Origin of the sequence: Herpetosiphon sp. NSE202 (assembly GCF_042688385.1) — a bacterium.
GTDB lineage: Bacteria > Chloroflexota > Chloroflexia > Chloroflexales > Herpetosiphonaceae > Herpetosiphon.
Map to the genome: position 1 here is coordinate 132,865 of NZ_JBHUPY010000025.1, position 19,181 is coordinate 152,045.

Below are 19,181 nucleotides of genomic sequence, written 5' to 3' on the forward strand. Positions count from 1 at the left end.
GAGCAATTTTTACATGGGAGACCAACAACCAATGGCGAATGTCGAAGCACAACTCTATCTCGACCTGCTGAAGCGCTGTATTATGGGCTTGGTCTATGAAGATCAGCCATTACGCAATATTGTGTACGAGCCATTTAGCATCAACGCACCCTACACCGGCCCCTACAGCACCTTTGATCGCGAAAAACGGCTGAATGGCCATGAATGGCCAAGTCAAGCGCATACGATGCTGAGTATGCATCGGCTCAACAATATTCAAACCGTGGTTACCGATATTCTCGAAAAGCAAATTCCTGGCGATTTAATTGAAACTGGCGTTTGGCGCGGCGGAGCCACGATCTTTATGCGCGGCATTCTCAAGGCCTACAATTGCAGCGATCGCACAGTTTGGGTCGCCGATTCATTCCAAGGCTTTCCCAAAAATGAAGCTGAAGGCCTACTCGGCGAAACCGAATCGCCTGGCCTGCCCCAAGAGCAAAATGGCCCACCGCCCAAGCCAATCCAAGATATTCTCGACCTGCTGTGGAAAGGCACGTCCTACGAGGAAGTGCGCAAACATTTCGAGCAATATGGCCTGCTTGATGATCAAGTTAAGTTTCTCAAGGGTTGGTTTTGCCATACCCTGCATCAAGCGCCAATCGATAATTTGGCTCTCTTACGCCTAGATGGCGATTTATACGATTCAACCTACGATGCGTTGGAAGCGTTGTATCCCAAAGTTTCCCAAGGTGGCTACGTAATTGTTGACGATTACGCCACCTTCGAAGAGTGCTACAACGCCGTCCATGATTATCTCGAATCAATTGGCGAAACCGTCACCATGCAGCCCATTGACGAAGATTCGGTCTTTTGGCAAAAGGGCTAGGGGTGAAGGATGAAGGATGAAGAACGAAGGATGAAGGATGAGGGCTAGGAGATTGAGCGATGGAAACCGCGAAGATCACGAAGGCTATAGGTGTACTGGTTCATTCGGTTGGCAACCATGTCCCCTCACCCCCCAGCCCCCTCTCCCACGAAAACGCGGGCGAGGGGGAGCATCCGTGGTTCACTAAGGAATTGGGAGAGAACCACGATGGTAAAGCCCCTCTCCCGCGCCACGGGAGAGGGGTTGGGGTGAGGGGATCTTCACAACCGACCCTTGAAGGGAGAGGGGCTGGGGGTGAGGGAACGTTTAAATCGGAGGGACGGAAGGGAGGAGAAAGCATGTTGAGGGATCAGTTATACCAGGAACCGCTAATTCTCGTAGTGTGTGTGAAGGAGTTCAAGTGAGTACACGTTTTTTAGGCATTCCGGCAGTCGTTTGGTCGCTGTTGGCGCTGGTTATTGCAGCAATCTTCGTCTATGTTTGGCCAAGCGATAAAGTGCCAGGCGATACCACCAGCATTCGCTATTTGATTTTGCGCTGGGGCCATACGCTGGTGTGGCTGTTAATTGCAGGCTTTATTCTATTGCGCAGCGTTGGTGCTGTAACCCTTGCCAACTTACTAGGAACCTTGGCAGGTCTCACCTATCTAGCCTTTATTGCAACGTTGGTTATGAACTAAGTATAAGCAAGCAACATTAAGCCTCTCGTTGGCGCGATGATCAACTCATCGCGCCAGCCCCAAGCAGATTGTCCTTCCTGCATGCCAATAATGTCACTTGTACCCGCTTGTATCATACAACCATCAACGTTGATTAGACCTCGATGCAGGAGGATGCAATGGATTATATTGCTTATACCAATCAATTTGCGGCGCTTTCGACCCCGTTAATTGCCGATGCCTGTCTTCGCCTCAACTTACCGCTGCGCGCTGCGCCAACACAAATTCAAGCCTTGTTGCCAAATAGCCATTGTGTTGGCCGAGCACTGCCTGTTCGGCATTATGGCAGTGTTGATATTTTCCTCGCTGTGCTCGAAACTGCCCAAGCAGGCGATGTTTTAGTCATTGATAATGCAGGCCGAACCGATGAAGCCTGTATTGGCGATCTGATTGTGCTTGAGGCACAAGCAGCTGGTTTGGCAGCAATTATCGTTTGGGGCTTACATCGCGATACCAAGGATCTGCTACGAATTGGCATGCCAGTTTTTAGCGCTGGGCGGTGTGCTGCTGGGCCACAGCGGCTTGACCCATGGCAAGCAGAAGCCCTGAATAACGCTCAAATCGGCAGTTGTCGCGTCACTAAAGCTGATTGGGTGTTTGCCGATGCAGATGGTGTATTATTTGTGGCTGCTGAGCATGCCGCTGAGGTTTTGGCAACCGCCCAACAGATCGCAGAGCGTGAACGCCAGCAAGCCCATGCCATCCAAACAGGCCACTCATTGCGCGAACAAGTCCAGTTTCATGCCTATATCGCCCAACGTGAGCGAGATCCTAGCCTAACCTTTCGCCAGCATTTGCGCCAAATTGGCGGGGCGATTGAAGAATAATGAGCATACTAGCCCAATTGTGCGCGGGCAGGATGGTATGCAAGCTGCTTTTCAGAACGCGGGATGCAGCCAGCGAGGAGTATTAGCCACGATAAGGAAGGATTCTATGCGCAAACCGACGTTCTATCGATTGATCCTGCTTGGCACAATCAGTACCATGATGCTTGGAGCCATGCTCATTCAGCGCACAACTGCCCGCGCCACAAACAATCAGCCGACGTTGGTCAATCAGCCAAGGCTGAGCACAACCTTGGTTATTAGCGAATTTCGCACCCGTGGCTCAAATGGGGCTGCCGATGAGTTTGTTGAACTGTATAATCTTTCTGCTGAGCCAGTCAGCATTGGCGGCTGGAAACTCAATGGCTCTAGTAATAGTGGCACAGTTTCAACGCGGGCGACCATTCCCAACAATACAGTACTGCTTGCTGGCTGTCGCTACCTTGTGGTCAATTCATCGGGCTATAGCGGGTCTACTAACAGCAACCTTAACTATACAACCGGCGTTGCCGATGATGGCGGATTTGCCCTACTCGATCCAAATAACGTTATCATTGATATGGTAGGCATGAGCACTGGTTCAGCCTACAAAGAGGGCACGTCACTTGCTCCAACCACCAGTAATCTCAATCAGAGCTACGAACGCAAACCAGGTGGCAGCGCTGGCAATGGGATTGATACTGATAATAATCAGGCTGATTTTAGCTATGTTACAGGCAGCAATCCCCAAAACACGACTGCTGCTTGTACTGTTTTGAGCACACCAACTGTCACACCAATCGTGACTGCAACCGCGACTGTAACCCCGACCCTGACCACAACCCCAACTCTGACTGCGACCGCGACCAACACACCAACTGTTACGCTTACGCCAAGCCAAACCGCGACCGCAACCGCAACCAACACGCCAACGCTGACCGCAACGCCAACTATCACACCGACCCTGACTGCGACCAACACGCCAACCGTCACGCTTACCCCAAGCCAAACCGCAACCGCGACGGCAACTGCGACCAACACGCCAACCGTCACGCTTACCCCAAGCCAAACCGCAACCGCGACGGCAACTGCAACCAACACGCCAACCATCACGCTTACGCCAAGCCAAACCGCAACCGCGACTGCGAGTGCAACGCTGCCGACTCCCCAATTCAAGCTATGGCTACCATTGGTGGTGCGCGAAAAGTAAACCGAGACCGCAAATCCACAATCAGGATTCAGATAGCATTGAGGCACGCTGAAATTTCAGCGTGCCTCGGTCTTGTTTGTACGTCGGGATTTTGCCAACCGCTAACCTTGCTGCTTATGCTGCACGATCACGGCCCATGCTTGGAGTTTCGCGGCAAAGGCTTGGGTGTTGGCGGGGCTGGTCGATGGCAGCGCATGCAGCGTTAATCGCGCTTGCAATTCAGCACTCAGCGTTGGCCAGACCAGCCGCTCAAACAGTTGCTGAGCTTTGATCCCATTCAAGCCAATTGTGCGAATCGTGGGATAGTTGCCTAAAAACGTTGCAAAATCATTGGGGATGGGTTGAGTAATGGCCGTATCAAGGCTACCGTCACGCTCAGCAGCATGCAATACATCCCAAAGCGCAATCCCATGACGCGCTAAAAAGTCAGTTCGTTCTGCGCTAGTCGTGCCAGGTTCAGCCTCAAATAATGCCTGCATAATCCGCCAAAATTGATTGCGCGGATGCATATAGTAGAACTGAGCAGCCAGCGATTGGTCGCCGGGCAGCGTGCCAAGAATCAAAAGCTGGCTGGTTGGCTGCACAATTGCTGGGAGCGCATACTTTGCCATTTCCAATCCCTCTAAATAATTATGTCAATAAAAAAACAGATTTATAGCTGAAATTAAATAAAAAACGACCAACATGGTCGCTTGGTTTTCGTGCTTTGCTCAGCCTGAGTATAGCATGGCTGTCTAGGCCACAAAACGGTCTAACGCCGATTCTTTTTCGCTCGCCGCTCAGCTACAATCTTCAACATTCGGCTAACCAAGCGCCATCCAACACCAACAAAGGGGGCAATTGATGAATGGCTATGTGTTTGAATTTCATGAAATTAATCCAACCAATAGCACACTCGTGGGCGGCAAAGCTGCTAATTTGGCTAAACTCGCCCAGATTCCAAGCATTCATGTGCCAACTGGCTTTTGTGTTTCGACCGCCACTTTTCAGCGCATGCTTGAACTAACTCCAGCGATCAGCGAATTGCTTGATCAAGCAGCCCTGTTGCGTTTCGATGATCGGGCAACGATTGCCGAATTAAGCGCAACGCTGCGCCAAATGATTGAATCAAGCCCCATGCCGGACGATATTCATGCAGCAATCAGCCAGCTGCTGGCCCAATTTGACCCAACCAAGGCCTATGCGATTCGCTCAAGCGCAACTGCTGAAGATTCGCCAAGCGCCTCGTTTGCTGGCCAGCACGATAGCTATTTGAATAGCGTTGGCGAAGCAGCAATCATGCAGCAGATCAAAGCATGCTGGGCCTCGCTGTTCAGTGAACGGGCGATGATCTATCGGCTGCAACAGGGCTTTGATCAGCGCAGCGTTAGCTTGGCAGTGATTGTGCAGACCATGGTTTTTGCCAACGTTTCAGGCGTTATGTTTACTGTCGATCCGATTACGGCCAATCGCAAACTGTTGGCAATTGAAGCCAGTTTTGGCTTGGGCGAGGCCTTGGTTGCTGGTCGCGTCAATCCAGATAGCTATCGGCTACGCAATGGCGAGGTTGTGAGCGCAACTATCGCAACCAAGCAACTTGCCATATATCCAACCAAGGCTGGAAGCCATCGGCAGAACCATCGAACAGCATTTTGGCCAGCCCCAAGATATTGAATGGTGCTTAGCCGACGGGCAATTTTATATCGTTCAGAGCCGCCCAATCACCACGCTGTACCCAATTCCAGCAGCCAATGATAACAAACATCACATCTATATTTCGGTTGGTCACCAACAAATGATGACCGATGCGATGAAACCCTTGGGCTTGGCGATTTGGCAATTAACTGCTGGCCGCCCAATGGTCCATGCTGGAGGACGCTTATTTGTCGATATAATTGATGATCTGGCTGTGCCAGCTCGCCGTGCAATCATAGTCGATGTTTTGGGTAAATCCGATCCGCTGATTCGCTCTGCCTTGACCACGTTGATCGAGCGCGGCGATATTATTCCAGCAGCACCCCCTCAGCCAGCAGACTCAATGCTGGATAAATTCAAGCCTCCAAGCGCCGATTCGCTTGACTTTCAGCCCACAGTTGAAAACGATCCAACGATTGTTCCTGCGTTGATCGCCCAAAGCGAGCGCGATTTGGCCACTTTAAAACAAACGATTGCGACAAAATCTGGCGCTGAACTCTGCGACTCCATTCTGCACGATATCCAACAGCTCAAGCAAAGCCTTGCAAACCCCCAAAGCTTTGGGGTGATTATGAGCGCGATCAATGCTTCGAACTGGCTCAACGAGCGCATGGACGAGTGGTTGGGCGAGAAAAACGCTACTGATAGCATTTCGCAATCGGTCGATCACAATATCACGTCGGCAATGGGCTTAGCATTGTTGGATGTGGCCGATGCAATTCGCCCCTATCCCGCAGTCATTGATTATTTAGCCCAAACTAACGAACCGAATTTTTTGGCTACATTGGAGCAATTTGCTGGTGGCAGCCTAGCGCGGCAGGCAATCGAGACCTATCTGGCCAAATATGGCATGCGCTGCGCTGGCGAAATTGATATTACGCGCACTCGTTGGAGCGAAAATCCAGCAACCTTACTGCCATTAATTCTGCATAATATTAAAAGCTTTGCCCCTGGAGCCAGCCAACAAAAATTTGCTCATGGCCGCCAAATAGCCCTAACCAAAGAGCATGAACTCTTGGAGCGCTTGCAGCAATTGCCCGATGGAGTGGCCAAAGCCGCGGCCACCAAACGTGTCATCGATCTGATTCGCAGCTTTATTGGCTATCGTGAGTATCCCAAATATCACATTGTTAGTCGCTATTTTGTCTATAAACAGGCATTATTGCAGGCAGCCGAGGTTTTGGTGCAAGCCAATATCTTGCGCGACCAAAGCGATATAGCCTATCTCACCTTTGCTGAATTGCACGAAGTTCTGCGTAGCCAACAGCTTGATGAGCAGCTGATTGAGCAGCGTAAAGCTGAGCATGCGCAGTTTCAAAAACTCACGCCGCCGCGCGTGCTGACCTCTGATGGCGAGCTGTTGAATGGCAGCTATCAACGTAGCGACGTGCCAGCTGGAGCGCTGGTGGGCTTGCCAGTGTCGGCGGGCATCATCGAAGGTCGGGCACGGGTTATGTTGCAAATGGAAGCGGCAACGCTTGAAGCAGGCGATATTTTGGTCACTCGCTTTACCGACCCCAGCTGGACTCCATTGTTTGTGGCAATTCACGGCCTTGTAACCGAGGTTGGAGGGTTGATGACCCATGGCGCGGTGATCGCCCGCGAATATGGCTTGCCAGCAGTCGTTGGCGTTGCTGATGCAACCAAGCGCATCCACGATGGCCAACGAATTCGGCTCAATGGCAGCACAGGCACGATCGAAATGCTCTAGCCGAATGTCAATTAGGTTACGCATGCTTAGTTGTAAAAGTATGTGCAACATTTAAGCATATTGCTAATAATAAGATCTTTGTTTGTTACGCAGATTATAATCTCAATTTCACAACTCATTTATTCGCAATGTTCAGTCTCGCGATGGAGGGTTGAAGCGACCAGCCGTGGTAGGATCAACGGAGCCGTAGAATGTGGTCTACGGCTCTCTTTATGGAGGTTCTATGGCGGTCACGATTTGGCGCTATACCGCTGAGGATCGCGCGGCGGTTGGCGAGCTTTCGATTCGGGCTTGGGCACCAGTGTTTGCTTCGCTGGCAGCAGCAATGGATGCAGCGGTATTCGGCCATTTTTATCCCGACTGGCAACAAAACCAGCGCAAAGCGGTTGCAGATGTTTGTGCCGCCGAAAGCAACCAAGTTTGGGTTGCCTTGCTTGATCAGCAGCTAGCTGGCTTTGTGGCTACAACCCTGCATCAAGCAAGTAGCATGGGCGAAATTGTGATGCTCGCAGTTGAGCCAAGCTACCAGCAACGGGGAGTTGGCGCAGCGCTGACTAAGTTTGCGCTCGAACACTTTCGCAATGCTGGCATGAGGGTAGCCATGGTTGAAACTGGTGGCGACCCTGGCCATGAGCCTGCGCGCCAAACCTACGCCAAACAAGGCTTTCAGATCATGCCAATTGCCCGCTACTTTCAAGCCTTGTAAGCTGTTCTGTAACAGGAGTTAACCATGCATCATTGTTTTCATGGCGCACTGCAACGCTGGCGCTAAACTCTAGAACATCGTGTTGTCATTGGCCGAATCAGCAGGAATTGGCTGGAGCACATCCCAATGTTCAACAATCTTGCCAGCCTCATCGAGGCGAAAAATATCGATGCCGGCCCAATCGCGATCGCCGGGCCATGTTTGGTAGCAGTGGAGCACCACATACGATCCTTCGGCAATCACTCGTTTGAACGTAACATGTTTGCCAGGATACTCTGCTGCCATCCGCTCAAAATAGGCAATGAACGCTGCTTTGCCATCGGCCACCGCCGGATTATGTTGAATATACTGGTCGCCAACATAGCGCTCGATCGCTGCTGCTGGCTGACACTGGTTAAACATTAAATCGTAAAATGCTTGGACGTTCTGTTTGTTTTGTTCTACTTGATCACTCATGCTATCACTCCAGTTATGGCTCGCTGATCAGGCTGATTGTAGCAAGCATGTCAATTGAAGCGTAAATGGCTGCGCTGGATAGCTAACAATTGTACCAACCAGCTTCTTGGTTGAGGTCGAATATTTAAAGGAATGTTATGCGCGTAGAGACTACCCCGAACTCACATGCCTCAAGCAACGCTACCAGCGAAAAAGGCATTATTTTGACCTTATTAATCGCTACCTTTGTGGTGATTCTCAATGAAACTATTATGGGTGTGGCCCTACCACGCTTACAAACCGAATTCCAAGTTGAGGCCAGTACCGTGCAATGGCTAACCACGGCCTATCTTTTGGTGATGGCGGTGTTGATTCCCACCACGGGCTTTTTGATTCAGCGCTTTAGCACCAGAACACTCTTTCTGACGGCGATGAGTTTATTTAGCTTTGGCACGATAACCGCTGCTGCCGCCCAAGGCTTTGAAGTGCTCTTAGTTGGGCGAATTTTTCAGGCATCGGGCACAGCGCTTATGTTGCCTTTGCTGATGACCGTGATTTTGGTGCTTGTGCCAATGGAGCGGCGGGGAGCCATGATGAGCACCGCCAGCATGGTAATTTCGGTCGCGCCAGCAATCGGCCCAGCCATCTCAGGCCTGATTATGCAAGCCCTTTCATGGCGCTTTATGTTTATTTTCGTCGTTCCGATTGCGCTTGGCGTGCTGGCCTATGGCTATTTGCGCTTGGTTAATGTTGGCAAGCTCCAGCCAGCTAGCCTTGATATTGCCTCAATCGTGATTGCTGCTGTTGGCTTTGGCGGGCTAGTCTATGGCTTTAGCCGCGCAGGCGAACCAGGCAGCAGCATCAGCGATCCGCTGGTATTGGGTTTGATTGGAATTGGCGTGCTTGGCATTGCGCTCTTTGCTTGGCGACAAACCCGCTTGGCTAGCCCATTGCTTGATCTGCGGGTCTTTCGCTTTCCAATGTTTACCCTGAGCGTTGTGATGATGATGGTTGTGATGGTGACGCTCTTTGCCTCGGCGATTTTGTTGCCCTTCTATTTCCAAGAAATTCGCCATTTCAATACGCTGCAAACTGGGCTATTTTTGCTGCCTGGTGGGGCCTTGATGGGCTTGAGTGGACTATTTGTTGGGCGGATTTTCGATCGTTCTGGCCCACGTGTGCTGGTTATTGGCGGCATGCTGCTGGTTGTGCTCGCGCTTTGGCAATGGACATCGCTCAATCCAAGCACATCAGTCATTTGGCTCTTAGGCTTACACATCATCTTCAGCTTGGGGCTTGCCTGCTTGTTCACGCCAGTGCTCACGACGGGGCTTAATCAATTGCCCCAAGCCTTGCACTCGCATGGCACCGCAATCTCCAACACGCTGCAGCAAGTTGCCGGAGCAATTGGCACCGCCTTGTTGATCACGATTATGAGTGCTGGGCAGGCCCGCCATGTAAAAACGATCTCAGCTGATCCTATAGCAGCGTTAAACACGGGCATCCAACAGGCCTTTGCGGTCGCGGCAGGCTTGGCCGTGGTTGGCTTGCTCTTGGCGCTCTTTCTGCGCCGCACAGGCGAAACAACCGGTGAAGCAACATTTATGCACTAAAGTATGATCCCCTCAGCCCAACCCCTCGCCCGTCAGGCGGGCGAGGGGCTTTAACACCGTGGTTGGTGCAAAAATCCTTGGTAAAAACGGGTGCTCCCCCTCGCCCGCGTTTTCGTGGGAGAGGGGGCTGGGGGGTGAGGGAATACTTAACCACCACGCTTTTTTTTAAACCTACCCTTGAAAGATGGGGTAAGGGGACACAGCCCAATTCGCTATACCCATGTCATTGCTACGCACGCCACGGCTGATAATCGACCAAGGCTGGCTCTGTGCGAACCACTGGCAACACCACCCAAAAGCAGCTGCCCTCGCCAACCGTGCTTTCGACCCCAACTTGGCCGCCCAAGGCCAACACGAGCGAACGCACAATCGCCAAACCCAAGCCCCAACCATGGGCAACGCTGCTGGCCCGTGAATGACGCTCCCAAATTCGCTCAATATCAACAGGATGAATGCCAGGCCCAGTATCTTCAATTTCAATGCGGATGGTTTGCTGATTGTTGGCTCGCGCCCGCACCGTAATTGTGCCTGTTTCGGTGTAGCGCACAGCATTGCTGATCAAATTGTGCAATACCTGCCAAACCCGATCGCGATCGCTAATCAGGGTTGGCAAATCTGGCTCAATTGCAACTGCTAAGCTACAGTGGGGGTTGAGCGTAGTTTTGGCGACCGCTACAATCTCCTCAATTAATGAACCAAGTTCAATTGTATGACGCACAAATGAGAGCGATCCGGTCATTAATGTCGTGGCATCAACCAAATCGCGCACCAGCCGTTGAATGTGCAGCACCGAGCCATAGGCTTGAGGCAACAAACTGCCCAATGTAGGATCAGGAATCAGCGCAGGCTCGCTTTGCAATAATTCGAGCGTGCCTTGCAAAAAATGCAGCGGATTACGAATATCATGAGCGACAATCTGATTCAGTTCTGCCACGCTCATATTGGCCAAGGCAACGGGCGGTTCATCGGTGGCGGGAGCGCGCAACTCCGGCATCCAGCGTGCAATCTGATGAGCTAATAACTTAAGCGCTGCCACATGAACTGGCGTAAAGCGATGGGCATGTGGATCAAAGGTACACAAAGTTGGGGTCAGCGCTGCGGTCGAGGCAGGAATCGGCACGCCCAAGTAGGCGCGAATTGGGGTTTCAAGCCGCGAAAGCAGGGGTTGCACCCGCTGATCGGTTGTTGTATCGCCCACAACCAGTGGCTGAGCCGTCACATCAATATACTGACAAAAGGTATCTTCACGCGCCAAAATACTGCCAGCAGCCAGATTTCCCGTCGAGGCTGGGTAAATTGCCCGAATATATTGATGGGTCTGATTAAGATCGCCAATTAGCGCAGTTTTGGTGCCAGCCACCTCACATGCAACTGCCAGATAGGTTTGGATTGCCCGATCAACATCATCAAATTGCATTGTACTCAGCGTTGCTAAACGCTCTAACACCTCCTGTTCAGCAGCGCGATCACGATCATGCTGATTCATAGCAAACTCACTTTCTAGCACCATTGCTCAAACCACCATCAACAAGCAACGCTGCTGATGTGTGAATAATCCAAGCTCATCAATATGATTAATTTGGCTTCAGCGTCGATCAATAATGCTGATTTTAATTGGTTTTTTGCCTATCGCTCGCTAGTATACAATGCAATTGTGTCCCAGAACGGCCAAGATTAAATGTTGGTAGCGCTTCCATTACTCTAAGCAGGGAGTGTGCGCTACAATTGTGCCCATCAATACACGAAAAAATATGATTAAGCTAGGCTTTTAGCAGGCAATATCGGCTTTATCCAATATCACACTTATTGCAACCAGCCCCAGCAATGGCAGCTGCACTATCAGGTTAATGTTTAACCTGTGCTTTAGCAAAGCATCATCCTCGGGCTGTACCCTTCGGTGTATCCGAAAAATGCCACAATCGGCTATACTAAGGCGCACACCCACGGAACACCCATTCATTCCTCTTGCATGGCACAAGGAGACCACCAGTGGCCGATTTAGTTCCTAGCACAGCTTCAGAACATCCAGTTAATGATCGACGGGAGATCGCAGGTTGGCGGCTTTACGACTGGGCAAACTCAGGTTTCACCACAACTGTGATTGCTGCCTTATTTGGGCCATTTTTAGCGGCTTTGGCCAAAGAGGCGGTTGGCGATGAGGGCACGGTGCTCAGTTTGGGTTTCTACAAAATCACTGCCGAATCGCTCTACCCCGATGCAGTTTCGTTATCGGTGTTGCTCCAATTTCTCTTTTTGCCCTTGTTGGGCGCATTGGCCGACTACACCAATATCAAAAAACAATTATTGATGTTCTTTTGTCTGTTGGGCGCTGCGGCCACAACGGTATTGTTTATTGCCACGCCCGCAACCTATCTTTTCGCGGCGCTGGCCTTTGTGGTGGCCAATTTAAGTTTCGGTGCTTCAATCGTCTTCTACAATGCCTTTCTCAACGAAATTACCACCGAGGACATGCGCGATAAGGTTTCGAGTCAAGGCTTTGCCTTTGGCTATATTGGCGGAGGGGTGCTGTTGGCCATCAACCTTGCGTTGGTAACATTTGCTGAGAAAATTGGCCTGACAACCGCTATGGCGGTGCGCATATCCTTAGCGTCTGCTGGTTTGTGGTGGGGTATTTTTGGCTACTTTGGCATCAAGCGGCTCAAAAACCGCGCTGCCAGCCGCAAAGTGCCAGAAGGCCAGCATTATCTGACCGTCAGTATGCGCGAACTCTGGACGACCTTTCGCGAACTTAAGCGCTTGCCCCAAACCTTGCGCTTCTTAATTGCCTATTTGCTCTACAACGATGGCATTCAAACGGTCATCGGCATGTCAGCGGTGTTTCTGTCCAACGAACTCTTCAAAGCCAAAGGCTTACCAGAGGATGATTCACAATCGTTCTTGCTTGGCTTGGTGCTGATGATTCAGTTTGTAGCTTTTGGCGGCGCGTTGGGCTTTGAGCGTATTTCACGTAAAGTCGGCACCAAAACGGCGATTTTGATCTCGCTGTTTATTTGGACAGGCGTGATTGTCTATGCCTATGCCTTGCTTGATAGTGTGCTGCAAGCTTGGTTTATGGGTGCTGCCATCGCCTTGGTGCTTGGTGGATCGCAATCACTCTCGCGCGCTTTGTTCTCGCGTATGATTCCGCATGGCCGCGAAGCTGGCTTCTATGGCATTTACGAAATCTCCGAGCGGGGCACATCGTGGATTGGGCCGTTTATTTTTGCACGGGTGGTGGCTGAAACAGGCTCGTATCGCCAAGCGATTCTCTCGTTAATTGTCTTGTTTGTTGGTGGGATTGTGATTCTCTTTTTGACCAACACCACCAAGGCGATTCACGATGCTGGCAATCAATTGCCTGAGGAAGCAGCCGCAACCCATAGCTAAAGCCATTCGATTCATTGGTTCAACCAAGCATCATTGGCTGATGCTTGGTTTTTTTGTGGATAGGAGCAGCGTGTGACTGCGCGTGTGATTATTGCTGCCGCCCATAGTGGCAGCGGCAAAACTTTGTTAACTGCTGGCTTGATTGGGGCGCTGCGCCAGCGTGGCTTAAGCATTCAGCCCTTCAAATGCGGCCCCGATTATATTGATCCAGGCCATCATAGCCTCGTTGCTCAACGCCAATGCCGCAATTTAGATGCGTGGTTATTCAGCGCTGAGCAATTGCAACGCCACTTTTGCCACATCGCAGCCAACGCCGATCTCGCGGTTATTGAAGGCGTGATGGGCCTGTTCGACGGCTATGGAGCCTTGGATGATACAGGCAGCACCGCGCATATTGCCCGTTTGTTGCAAGCACCTGTGGTTTTAGTGGTTGATGCTGGTGGCATGGCCCGCAGTGCGGCAGCCTTAGTCGCTGGCTTTCAGCACTTCGATCCCCAGGTGCAGATAGGTGCGGTGTTGTTGAACAAAGTTGGCAGCGCGCGCCACGCCGATTTATGCGCCAGCGCGATTGAGCAACACACTGGAATTCCATGCTTGGGCTATTTGCCGCGTCAAGCCCAATTCAAGCTACCTGAACGTCATCTTGGCCTCGTTACTGCTGATTCTGCTAAGCAGACTATTTTGGTAACACTTGAATCAGTTGCGACAACATTAAGCAGCACCTGCCAGCTTGATCGCTTGCTTGCATTGGCTCACACTGCGCCAGCAATCGAGCTTGAACCATTAGCAACGCCCACAATTGAATATTCACAGCGGCCAGTGATTGCAGTGGCCTATGATGCAGCGTTTAGTTTTATCTACCCTGAGCTGCACGAATGTTTGCAAGCGGCGGGAGCCGAAGTGGCCTTATTTAGCCCGATTACCGATCAACAATTGCCTGCTGGTTGTGCAGGAATTATTTTGAGCGGTGGCTATCCTGAGCTGTATGCTGCCGAGTTGAGCACAAATCAGGCGATGCTTGATGCATTACGTCAAGCTCATGCAAGCAACATGCCAATTTATGCAGAGTGTGGTGGGTTAATGTATTTGACCGAAGCGATTGTTGACCACGCAGGCGAATGCTGGCCGATGGTTGGCTTATTGCCAGGCGCAAGCAGCATGCAACAACGAGTTAGTTTGGGCTATCGCAACGTCAGCAGCTGCCACGATAATACCTTGTTTAGTGCAAATAACCACGTGCGCGGCCATGAATTTCATTATTCGCGTTGGGAAAATCCCGAGCCAAGCAAGGCCGCCTATCGCGTGATTGCGCCTGATGGCAAAGCCCAGCACCACGAGGGCTATCAGGCGGGCAATTTGCTGGCAAGTTATATTCATCTGCATTGGCTCGCCAACCCAAGCATGGCCCAGCGCTTCGTTGAAACCTGCCATGCTTGGCTTGAGGAATCACAATTTAGATCTGGTAGGCTAGATCGTTGATTTGATTAAGTGCGGCAGCCTGTAAACGCCCCGCCAGCTGCTGATTGCGAATATGACAAGCCACGCCAACGATATGCATGGCCTGGTTGGTCGGCAAGTTGCAAGCGATAGGGCTGCGGTGGTGGGCGATCGACCAAGCCATCAAGCTCGTCAAGCAGATTATCGGTTTCAAAATAAGGCAACGGTGGCGGGAGATCAACCATATCTTCCGCCAGCCGCCAGCGTGCCAGCATAGGCAGCAAGTTGGTTGGCTTGATCATGAATGAATGGGCGCAACGTATCAAGCCGAAAGGCTCCACGCTCGCTATCGCTATGACGCTCGGCAACCGCCAGTTGCAGCAAGCCGCGTTGCGGATTCATTGCAAGCTCGCGTACATCGCATGGTGGAATAGGAATCGGTGGCACGGCCAAGCCATTCTCGGCCAAATCGACCCACCAATTTGGGCTTGGAATTGGCCACCACGGGCAAATATTATCGCCTGGGTATAATCCAGCCATGCTTTGGCCATCAACGAGGCGTTGGGCTTGGGTTTGCAATTCAGCCAAGGCCAACTGTTGGCTTAGTTCGGAAAATTCAAGCTGATCGGAATAAAAAGCGATGTTATAACTGTCGAGGCTACGCAGCAGATCCAAGAGCAAGCCGCCAGCCTCAGGAATTGGCTCATGGCTTGGAATTTGCCAGCATAGAGCCGCAAACGCCGCTTGGGACACCACCGTGGCCGTGCTCGCAGGCTCTCGTCAGGATTTGGCCGATAGCTCATAAGGTCGCTTGTGCCCCGACCAACCAAGGCTTGCAAATTGGTTGTAAAATCTTTGATGCCAATGGCATAGACTTCGGCGCTAAATGCCTGATCTGCCAGTTTAGCGCTCATCGTGAGCAGGGTCAGCGCACGCAGACAACGAATGCTAATGTTGGAGCTTGGTGGCAACACCATTTGCTCAAGCATGGTTGGGCTAGCACTTGAGGCCGCCGCAGCTTGGGCTTGATTACCCAACAAGCTACTTGCGGCAACAGCTGCCAAGCAGCTACTGGCGAGAAACCTGCGGCGTGAATGTGGTTTATTCAGTCCATCCATCACATACCTCCATTGGTTTGATGATTGATCAAATCATCAAACCAATGGAGGCAGCTTAGCGCAAACCAACGTTTAAAACTTGACATTTTCTACCAACAGCGAAGGCTTTTTTTCGATGGAACATCAACGCCCAAACCCTGATCGTCTGCTTGAACGAATTCAACATACTAGCCAACAAGCGCAACGTGGGCGGTTAAAAGTCTTTTTTGGGGCAGCAGCAGGCGTTGGTAAAACCTATGCCATGCTTCAAGCCGCTCAACAACGCCACGCCGAAGGGATTGAGGTGCTGGTTGGCTATATCGAAACCCATGGCCGCGCCGAAACCGATGCGCTCTTGGTTGGTTTGCCTCAGCTGCCAGCCTTGCAAGTTGAATATCGCGGCACAACCCTGCGCGAATTTGATCTTGATGCGGCTTTGGCGCGCAAGCCAAGCTTGATTTTGGTCGATGAATTGGCCCATAGCAACCCGCCTAATTCGCGTCATGCCAAACGCTGGCAGGATATTGACGAGCTGTTGCATGCGGGGATTGATGTCTATACCACCGTCAATGTGCAGCATCTGGCCAGCCTCAACGATCTTGTGGCCCAAGTTACTGGCGTGATTGTGCGCGAAACTGTGCCCGATGCAGTGCTTGAATCCGCCGATGAAGTTGAGTTAATCGATCTGCCGCCTGATGAATTGCTTGGGCGCTTGAATGAAGGCAAAATTTACATCGCCAGCCAAGCAGCCCAAGCGGCGCGCAATTTTTTTCGCAAAGGCAATTTAATTGCGCTGCGTGAACTGGCCCTACGCCGCACTGCGGATCGAGTTGATGCCCAAATGCAGCGCTATCGCTCGGATCATGCGATTCCGACAACCTGGCCAACTCGTGAACGCTTGTTGGTTGGAGTTGGGCCAAGCCCGCTTTCCGAGCGTTTGGTGCGCGCAACCCGTCGCATGGCCACCGATCTGCGCGCCGAGTGGATTGTGGCCTACGTTGAAACGCCCAAACAGCTGCGGCTAAGTGAGGCCGATCGCGACCGCGTGACCGCAACCCTGCGCTTAGCCGAAAGTTTGGGTGCGCAAATTGTGACCCTTGGCGGCATCAACCCGGGCGAGGAAATACTACGCTATGCGCGTCAACGCAATGTTTCAAAAATCGTCGTTGGCAAGCCAGCTCAGCCGCGTTGGCGCGAATTGCTGTTTGGCTCAATCGTCGATCAATTGATTCGCCAAAGCGGTGAAATTGATGTCTATGTGATTAGCGGCGAACACGACGACACCTATAGTGCTCAAGCTCAGCCCAGCCAACAATCGAAACCAGCAAAAATAAATTATGTCAAATCAATCGGCATTATTGGCCTGTGTACGATCGTAGCTCAGGGTATTTTTCCGCATCTCGAATTATCGAATTTGATTATGCTCTATCTGCTGGGTGTAACCTGGGTGGCGGCGCGCTACGGACGTGGGCCAGCGATCTGTGCATCGCTTTTAAGTGTGGCAGCATTCGATTTTTTCTTTGTACAGCCCTATCTGACCTTCGCCGTCTCCGATGTTCAATATCTGTTGACCTTTCTGGTGATGTTGGTCGTCGCCTTAACCATTAGCACGCTGACGGTGCAAATTCAGGCGCAGGCCGAAACCGCCCGCCAACGCGAGCGCCGCACCGCCGCGCTGTATGCCATGACCCGTGAATTTGCCAGTATTCGCGGCTTGGATAATTTGCTGCAAACTGCGGTTCAGCATATTAGCAGCGTCTTTGAAGGCCAAGCAGCGATTTTGCTGCCCAATGCCAAGGGCCAAGTACGGGCGATTGTCGGTCAACAAGCGGGCTTTATCAACGACCAACGCGAACTCATCACCGCCCAATGGGTGTATGATCATCAGCAAAAAGCGGGCATGCACAGCGACACCTTGCCCAGCGCCCAAGCCATGTATCTGCCCTTGGTTGCCACGCGCGGCATTGTCGGCGTATTAGCCTTGCAACCAGAACAACCACGCCGTTTGCTCGACCCAAGCCATGGCCATTTGCTCGAAACCTTTGCCAACCAAACCACCGTCGCAATCGAACGCGCTCACCTTGCCGAAGAAGCGCAAGCCGCCAGCGTGCAAATTGAAACTGAGCGCATGCGCAACTCACTGCTCAGCTCAGTTTCCCACGATCTGCGCACGCCATTGGCGGCAATTAGCGGCGCAGCCAGCACCTTGCTTGATCAGAATAATCAGTTTGATCAGCAAGTGCAGCACGAACTCATTCAGATGATTGCCGACGAAGGCGAACGGCTCAACCGCTTACTCAGCAATTTACTCGATATGACGCGTTTGGAAGCAGGCGCAGTGCAGGTGCATAAAGAATGGCAAGCGCTCGAAGAAGTGATTGGCACAGCCCTTGCGCGCTTAAGCCCGCAGATCGATCAACGTGCACTTAGCATCGATGTGCCAGAACAAACCTTTGTACCGTTTGATAGCGTGTTAATCGAGCAAGTGTTGGTCAATTTGCTCGAAAATTGCCTCAAATATACTCCGAGCAGTAGCCCAATCGAGATTCGAGCGATTCAACAAGTGGCGATGATCGAGGTGCAGATTGCTGATCATGGGCCTGGAATTCCAGCCAGTGCCCTGGAAACGATCTTCGAAAAGTTTGTTCGCTTGCAAACCAATCGTTCAGCAAGCAGCGGGGTTGGGCTGGGGCTAACGATCTGTCGCGGCATTATCGAAGCCCATGGTGGTACAATTTGGGCTGAAAATCGCCCAGCAGGCGGCACAATCTTCGCCTTCACCCTGCCAATCGACGGCCAACCGCCGCAAATCCATGAGGAATAAGGTTGATGTCAAACGCAATCAGTGTTTTAGTGATTGAAGATGAAGCGCCAATTCGGCGTTTTCTGCGCGCCTCGCTGCCAAGCCATGGTTACACGCTGATCGAGGCGGAAAATGGCGAGGATGGTTTATTGCAAGCGGCTATGCAACGCCCAGCAATCATCATTTTAGATTTGGGCCTGCCCGATATGGATGGATTGCAGGTCACCAAGCGCTTGCGCGAATGGACGAATACGCCGATTATTGTGCTTTCAGCACGCGGTCGCGAGGACGATAAAATTGCCGCGCTCGATGCAGGTGCTGACGATTACCTGACCAAGCCGTTTGGCATGGGCGAATTGTTGGCGCGCTTACGGGTTGCCTTGCGCCATTTGCACCACCAAACTGGCGAAAAAAGTGAGCCAATCTTTCAGGTTGGCAGCTTGCGCGTCGATTTGGTGCGGCGGCAGGTGTTTGTGGCCGAAGAAGAAGTCCATCTCACACCCAACGAATATAAATTGCTGACCACGTTGGTACAGCATGCAGGCAAAGTACTGACCCATCGCCAGCTTTTACGCGAGGTTTGGGGGCCAGCCTATACCGAAGAAAACCATTATCTACGGGTGTATATGGGCCAATTGCGGCATAAACTGGAGGCTGATGCCGCTCGCCCACGCTATTTATTGACCGAACCTGGGGTTGGCTATCGCTTGGCAATTGAGTAA

Annotated in this window: 16 protein-coding genes and 1 pseudogene; 11 read left to right on the forward strand and 6 right to left on the reverse strand. The window is 51.7% G+C overall.

The genetic code is table 11. The features are described from left to right. Positions 1–13: 13 nt before the first annotated feature. The 4 genes from ACFMKP_RS23100 to ACFMKP_RS23115 all read left to right on the forward strand — a co-directional run bounded on the left by ACFMKP_RS23100 (position 14) and on the right by ACFMKP_RS23115 (position 3,596). Positions 14–865: a TylF/MycF family methyltransferase gene (locus ACFMKP_RS23100; protein ID WP_382295730.1), complete on the forward strand. Its 852-nt coding sequence runs from the start codon at positions 14–16 to the stop codon at positions 863–865. A 400-nt stretch (positions 866–1,265) separates the two neighbouring features. After that, positions 1,266–1,544 carry a hypothetical protein gene (locus ACFMKP_RS23105; protein WP_382295733.1) on the forward strand — a complete coding sequence of 93 codons (279 nt, stop codon included), beginning with the start codon at positions 1,266–1,268 and terminating at the stop codon, positions 1,542–1,544. A gap of 158 nt (positions 1,545–1,702) precedes the next feature. After that, entirely contained in the window at positions 1,703–2,410 is a 708-nt protein-coding gene (locus ACFMKP_RS23110; RefSeq protein WP_382295736.1) for an RraA family protein, read from the forward strand. A 106-nt stretch (positions 2,411–2,516) separates the two neighbouring features. Then, positions 2,517–3,596 carry a lamin tail domain-containing protein gene (locus ACFMKP_RS23115; RefSeq protein ID WP_382295738.1) on the forward strand — a complete coding sequence of 360 codons (1,080 nt, stop codon included), beginning with the start codon at positions 2,517–2,519 and terminating at the stop codon, positions 3,594–3,596. Positions 3,597–3,697: 101 nt separating this feature from the next. On the opposite strand, the gene ACFMKP_RS23120 is transcribed toward ACFMKP_RS23115, so the two are convergent. After that, complete coding sequence (locus ACFMKP_RS23120; protein ID WP_382295741.1) at positions 3,698–4,207, reverse strand: DNA-deoxyinosine glycosylase; 510 nt, start codon at positions 4,205–4,207, stop codon at positions 3,698–3,700. Between the two features lie 232 nt (positions 4,208–4,439). Between ACFMKP_RS23120 and ACFMKP_RS23125 the strand changes: the two are divergent. Both ACFMKP_RS23125 and ACFMKP_RS23130 read left to right on the forward strand, forming a co-directional pair. Further along, a pseudogene (locus ACFMKP_RS23125) lies at positions 4,440–6,981 on the forward strand (phosphoenolpyruvate synthase). A 223-nt stretch (positions 6,982–7,204) separates the two neighbouring features. Beyond that, a complete protein-coding gene (locus ACFMKP_RS23130) occupies positions 7,205–7,687 on the forward strand; it encodes a GNAT family N-acetyltransferase (RefSeq protein WP_382295743.1) in 483 nt (160 codons plus the stop codon). 69 nt (positions 7,688–7,756) lie between these two features. Here ACFMKP_RS23130 and ACFMKP_RS23135 read toward each other — a convergent pair whose 3' ends face one another. After that, positions 7,757–8,143, reverse strand: coding sequence for a nuclear transport factor 2 family protein (locus ACFMKP_RS23135; protein WP_382295746.1), 387 nt, complete (start codon positions 8,141–8,143; stop codon positions 7,757–7,759). 137 nt (positions 8,144–8,280) lie between these two features. Between ACFMKP_RS23135 and ACFMKP_RS23140 the strand changes: the two genes are divergently transcribed. Then, positions 8,281–9,735 carry an MDR family MFS transporter gene (locus tag ACFMKP_RS23140; RefSeq protein ID WP_382295749.1) on the forward strand — a complete coding sequence of 485 codons (1,455 nt, stop codon included), beginning with the start codon at positions 8,281–8,283 and terminating at the stop codon, positions 9,733–9,735. 229 nt (positions 9,736–9,964) lie between these two features. Here ACFMKP_RS23140 and ACFMKP_RS23145 read toward each other — a convergent pair whose 3' ends face one another. Continuing rightward, positions 9,965–11,221, reverse strand: a complete 1,257-nt coding sequence (locus ACFMKP_RS23145) for an ATP-binding protein (RefSeq protein ID WP_382295752.1) — start codon at positions 11,219–11,221, stop codon at positions 9,965–9,967. A gap of 503 nt (positions 11,222–11,724) precedes the next feature. Here ACFMKP_RS23145 and ACFMKP_RS23150 point away from each other — a divergent pair. Beyond that, positions 11,725–13,122, forward strand: coding sequence for an MFS transporter (locus ACFMKP_RS23150; protein ID WP_382295754.1), 1,398 nt, complete (start codon positions 11,725–11,727; stop codon positions 13,120–13,122). A 72-nt stretch (positions 13,123–13,194) separates the two neighbouring features. Further along, entirely contained in the window at positions 13,195–14,601 is a 1,407-nt protein-coding gene (locus ACFMKP_RS23155) for a cobyrinate a,c-diamide synthase (RefSeq protein WP_382295757.1), read from the forward strand. 5 nt (positions 14,602–14,606) lie between these two features. On the opposite strand, the gene ACFMKP_RS23160 is transcribed toward ACFMKP_RS23155, so the two are convergent. From ACFMKP_RS23160 to ACFMKP_RS23170, 3 genes are read right to left on the reverse strand one after another with little or no spacing between them, the layout of a single operon-like run. Then, positions 14,607–14,804 (reverse strand): hypothetical protein, encoded by a 198-nt coding sequence (locus ACFMKP_RS23160; protein ID WP_382295760.1) that lies wholly within the window; start codon positions 14,802–14,804, stop codon positions 14,607–14,609. Continuing rightward, positions 14,797–15,234, reverse strand: coding sequence for a hypothetical protein (locus ACFMKP_RS23165; RefSeq protein WP_382295763.1), 438 nt, complete (start codon positions 15,232–15,234; stop codon positions 14,797–14,799). The genes ACFMKP_RS23160 and ACFMKP_RS23165 overlap by 8 nt, the downstream gene beginning before the upstream one ends. Further along, positions 15,162–15,677, reverse strand: a complete 516-nt coding sequence (locus tag ACFMKP_RS23170) for a hypothetical protein (protein WP_382295766.1) — start codon at positions 15,675–15,677, stop codon at positions 15,162–15,164. Before ACFMKP_RS23170 ends, ACFMKP_RS23165 begins: the two co-directional genes overlap by 73 nt. A 115-nt stretch (positions 15,678–15,792) precedes the next feature. Here ACFMKP_RS23170 and ACFMKP_RS23175 point away from each other — a divergent pair, with 115 nt between their 5' ends. Both ACFMKP_RS23175 and ACFMKP_RS23180 read left to right on the forward strand, forming a co-directional pair. After that, complete coding sequence (locus tag ACFMKP_RS23175; protein WP_382295769.1) at positions 15,793–18,480, forward strand: DUF4118 domain-containing protein; 2,688 nt, start codon at positions 15,793–15,795, stop codon at positions 18,478–18,480. 5 nt (positions 18,481–18,485) lie between these two features. Beyond that, on the forward strand, positions 18,486–19,181 hold the full coding sequence (locus ACFMKP_RS23180) for a response regulator (RefSeq protein ID WP_382295772.1): 696 nt from the start codon (positions 18,486–18,488) through the stop codon (positions 19,179–19,181).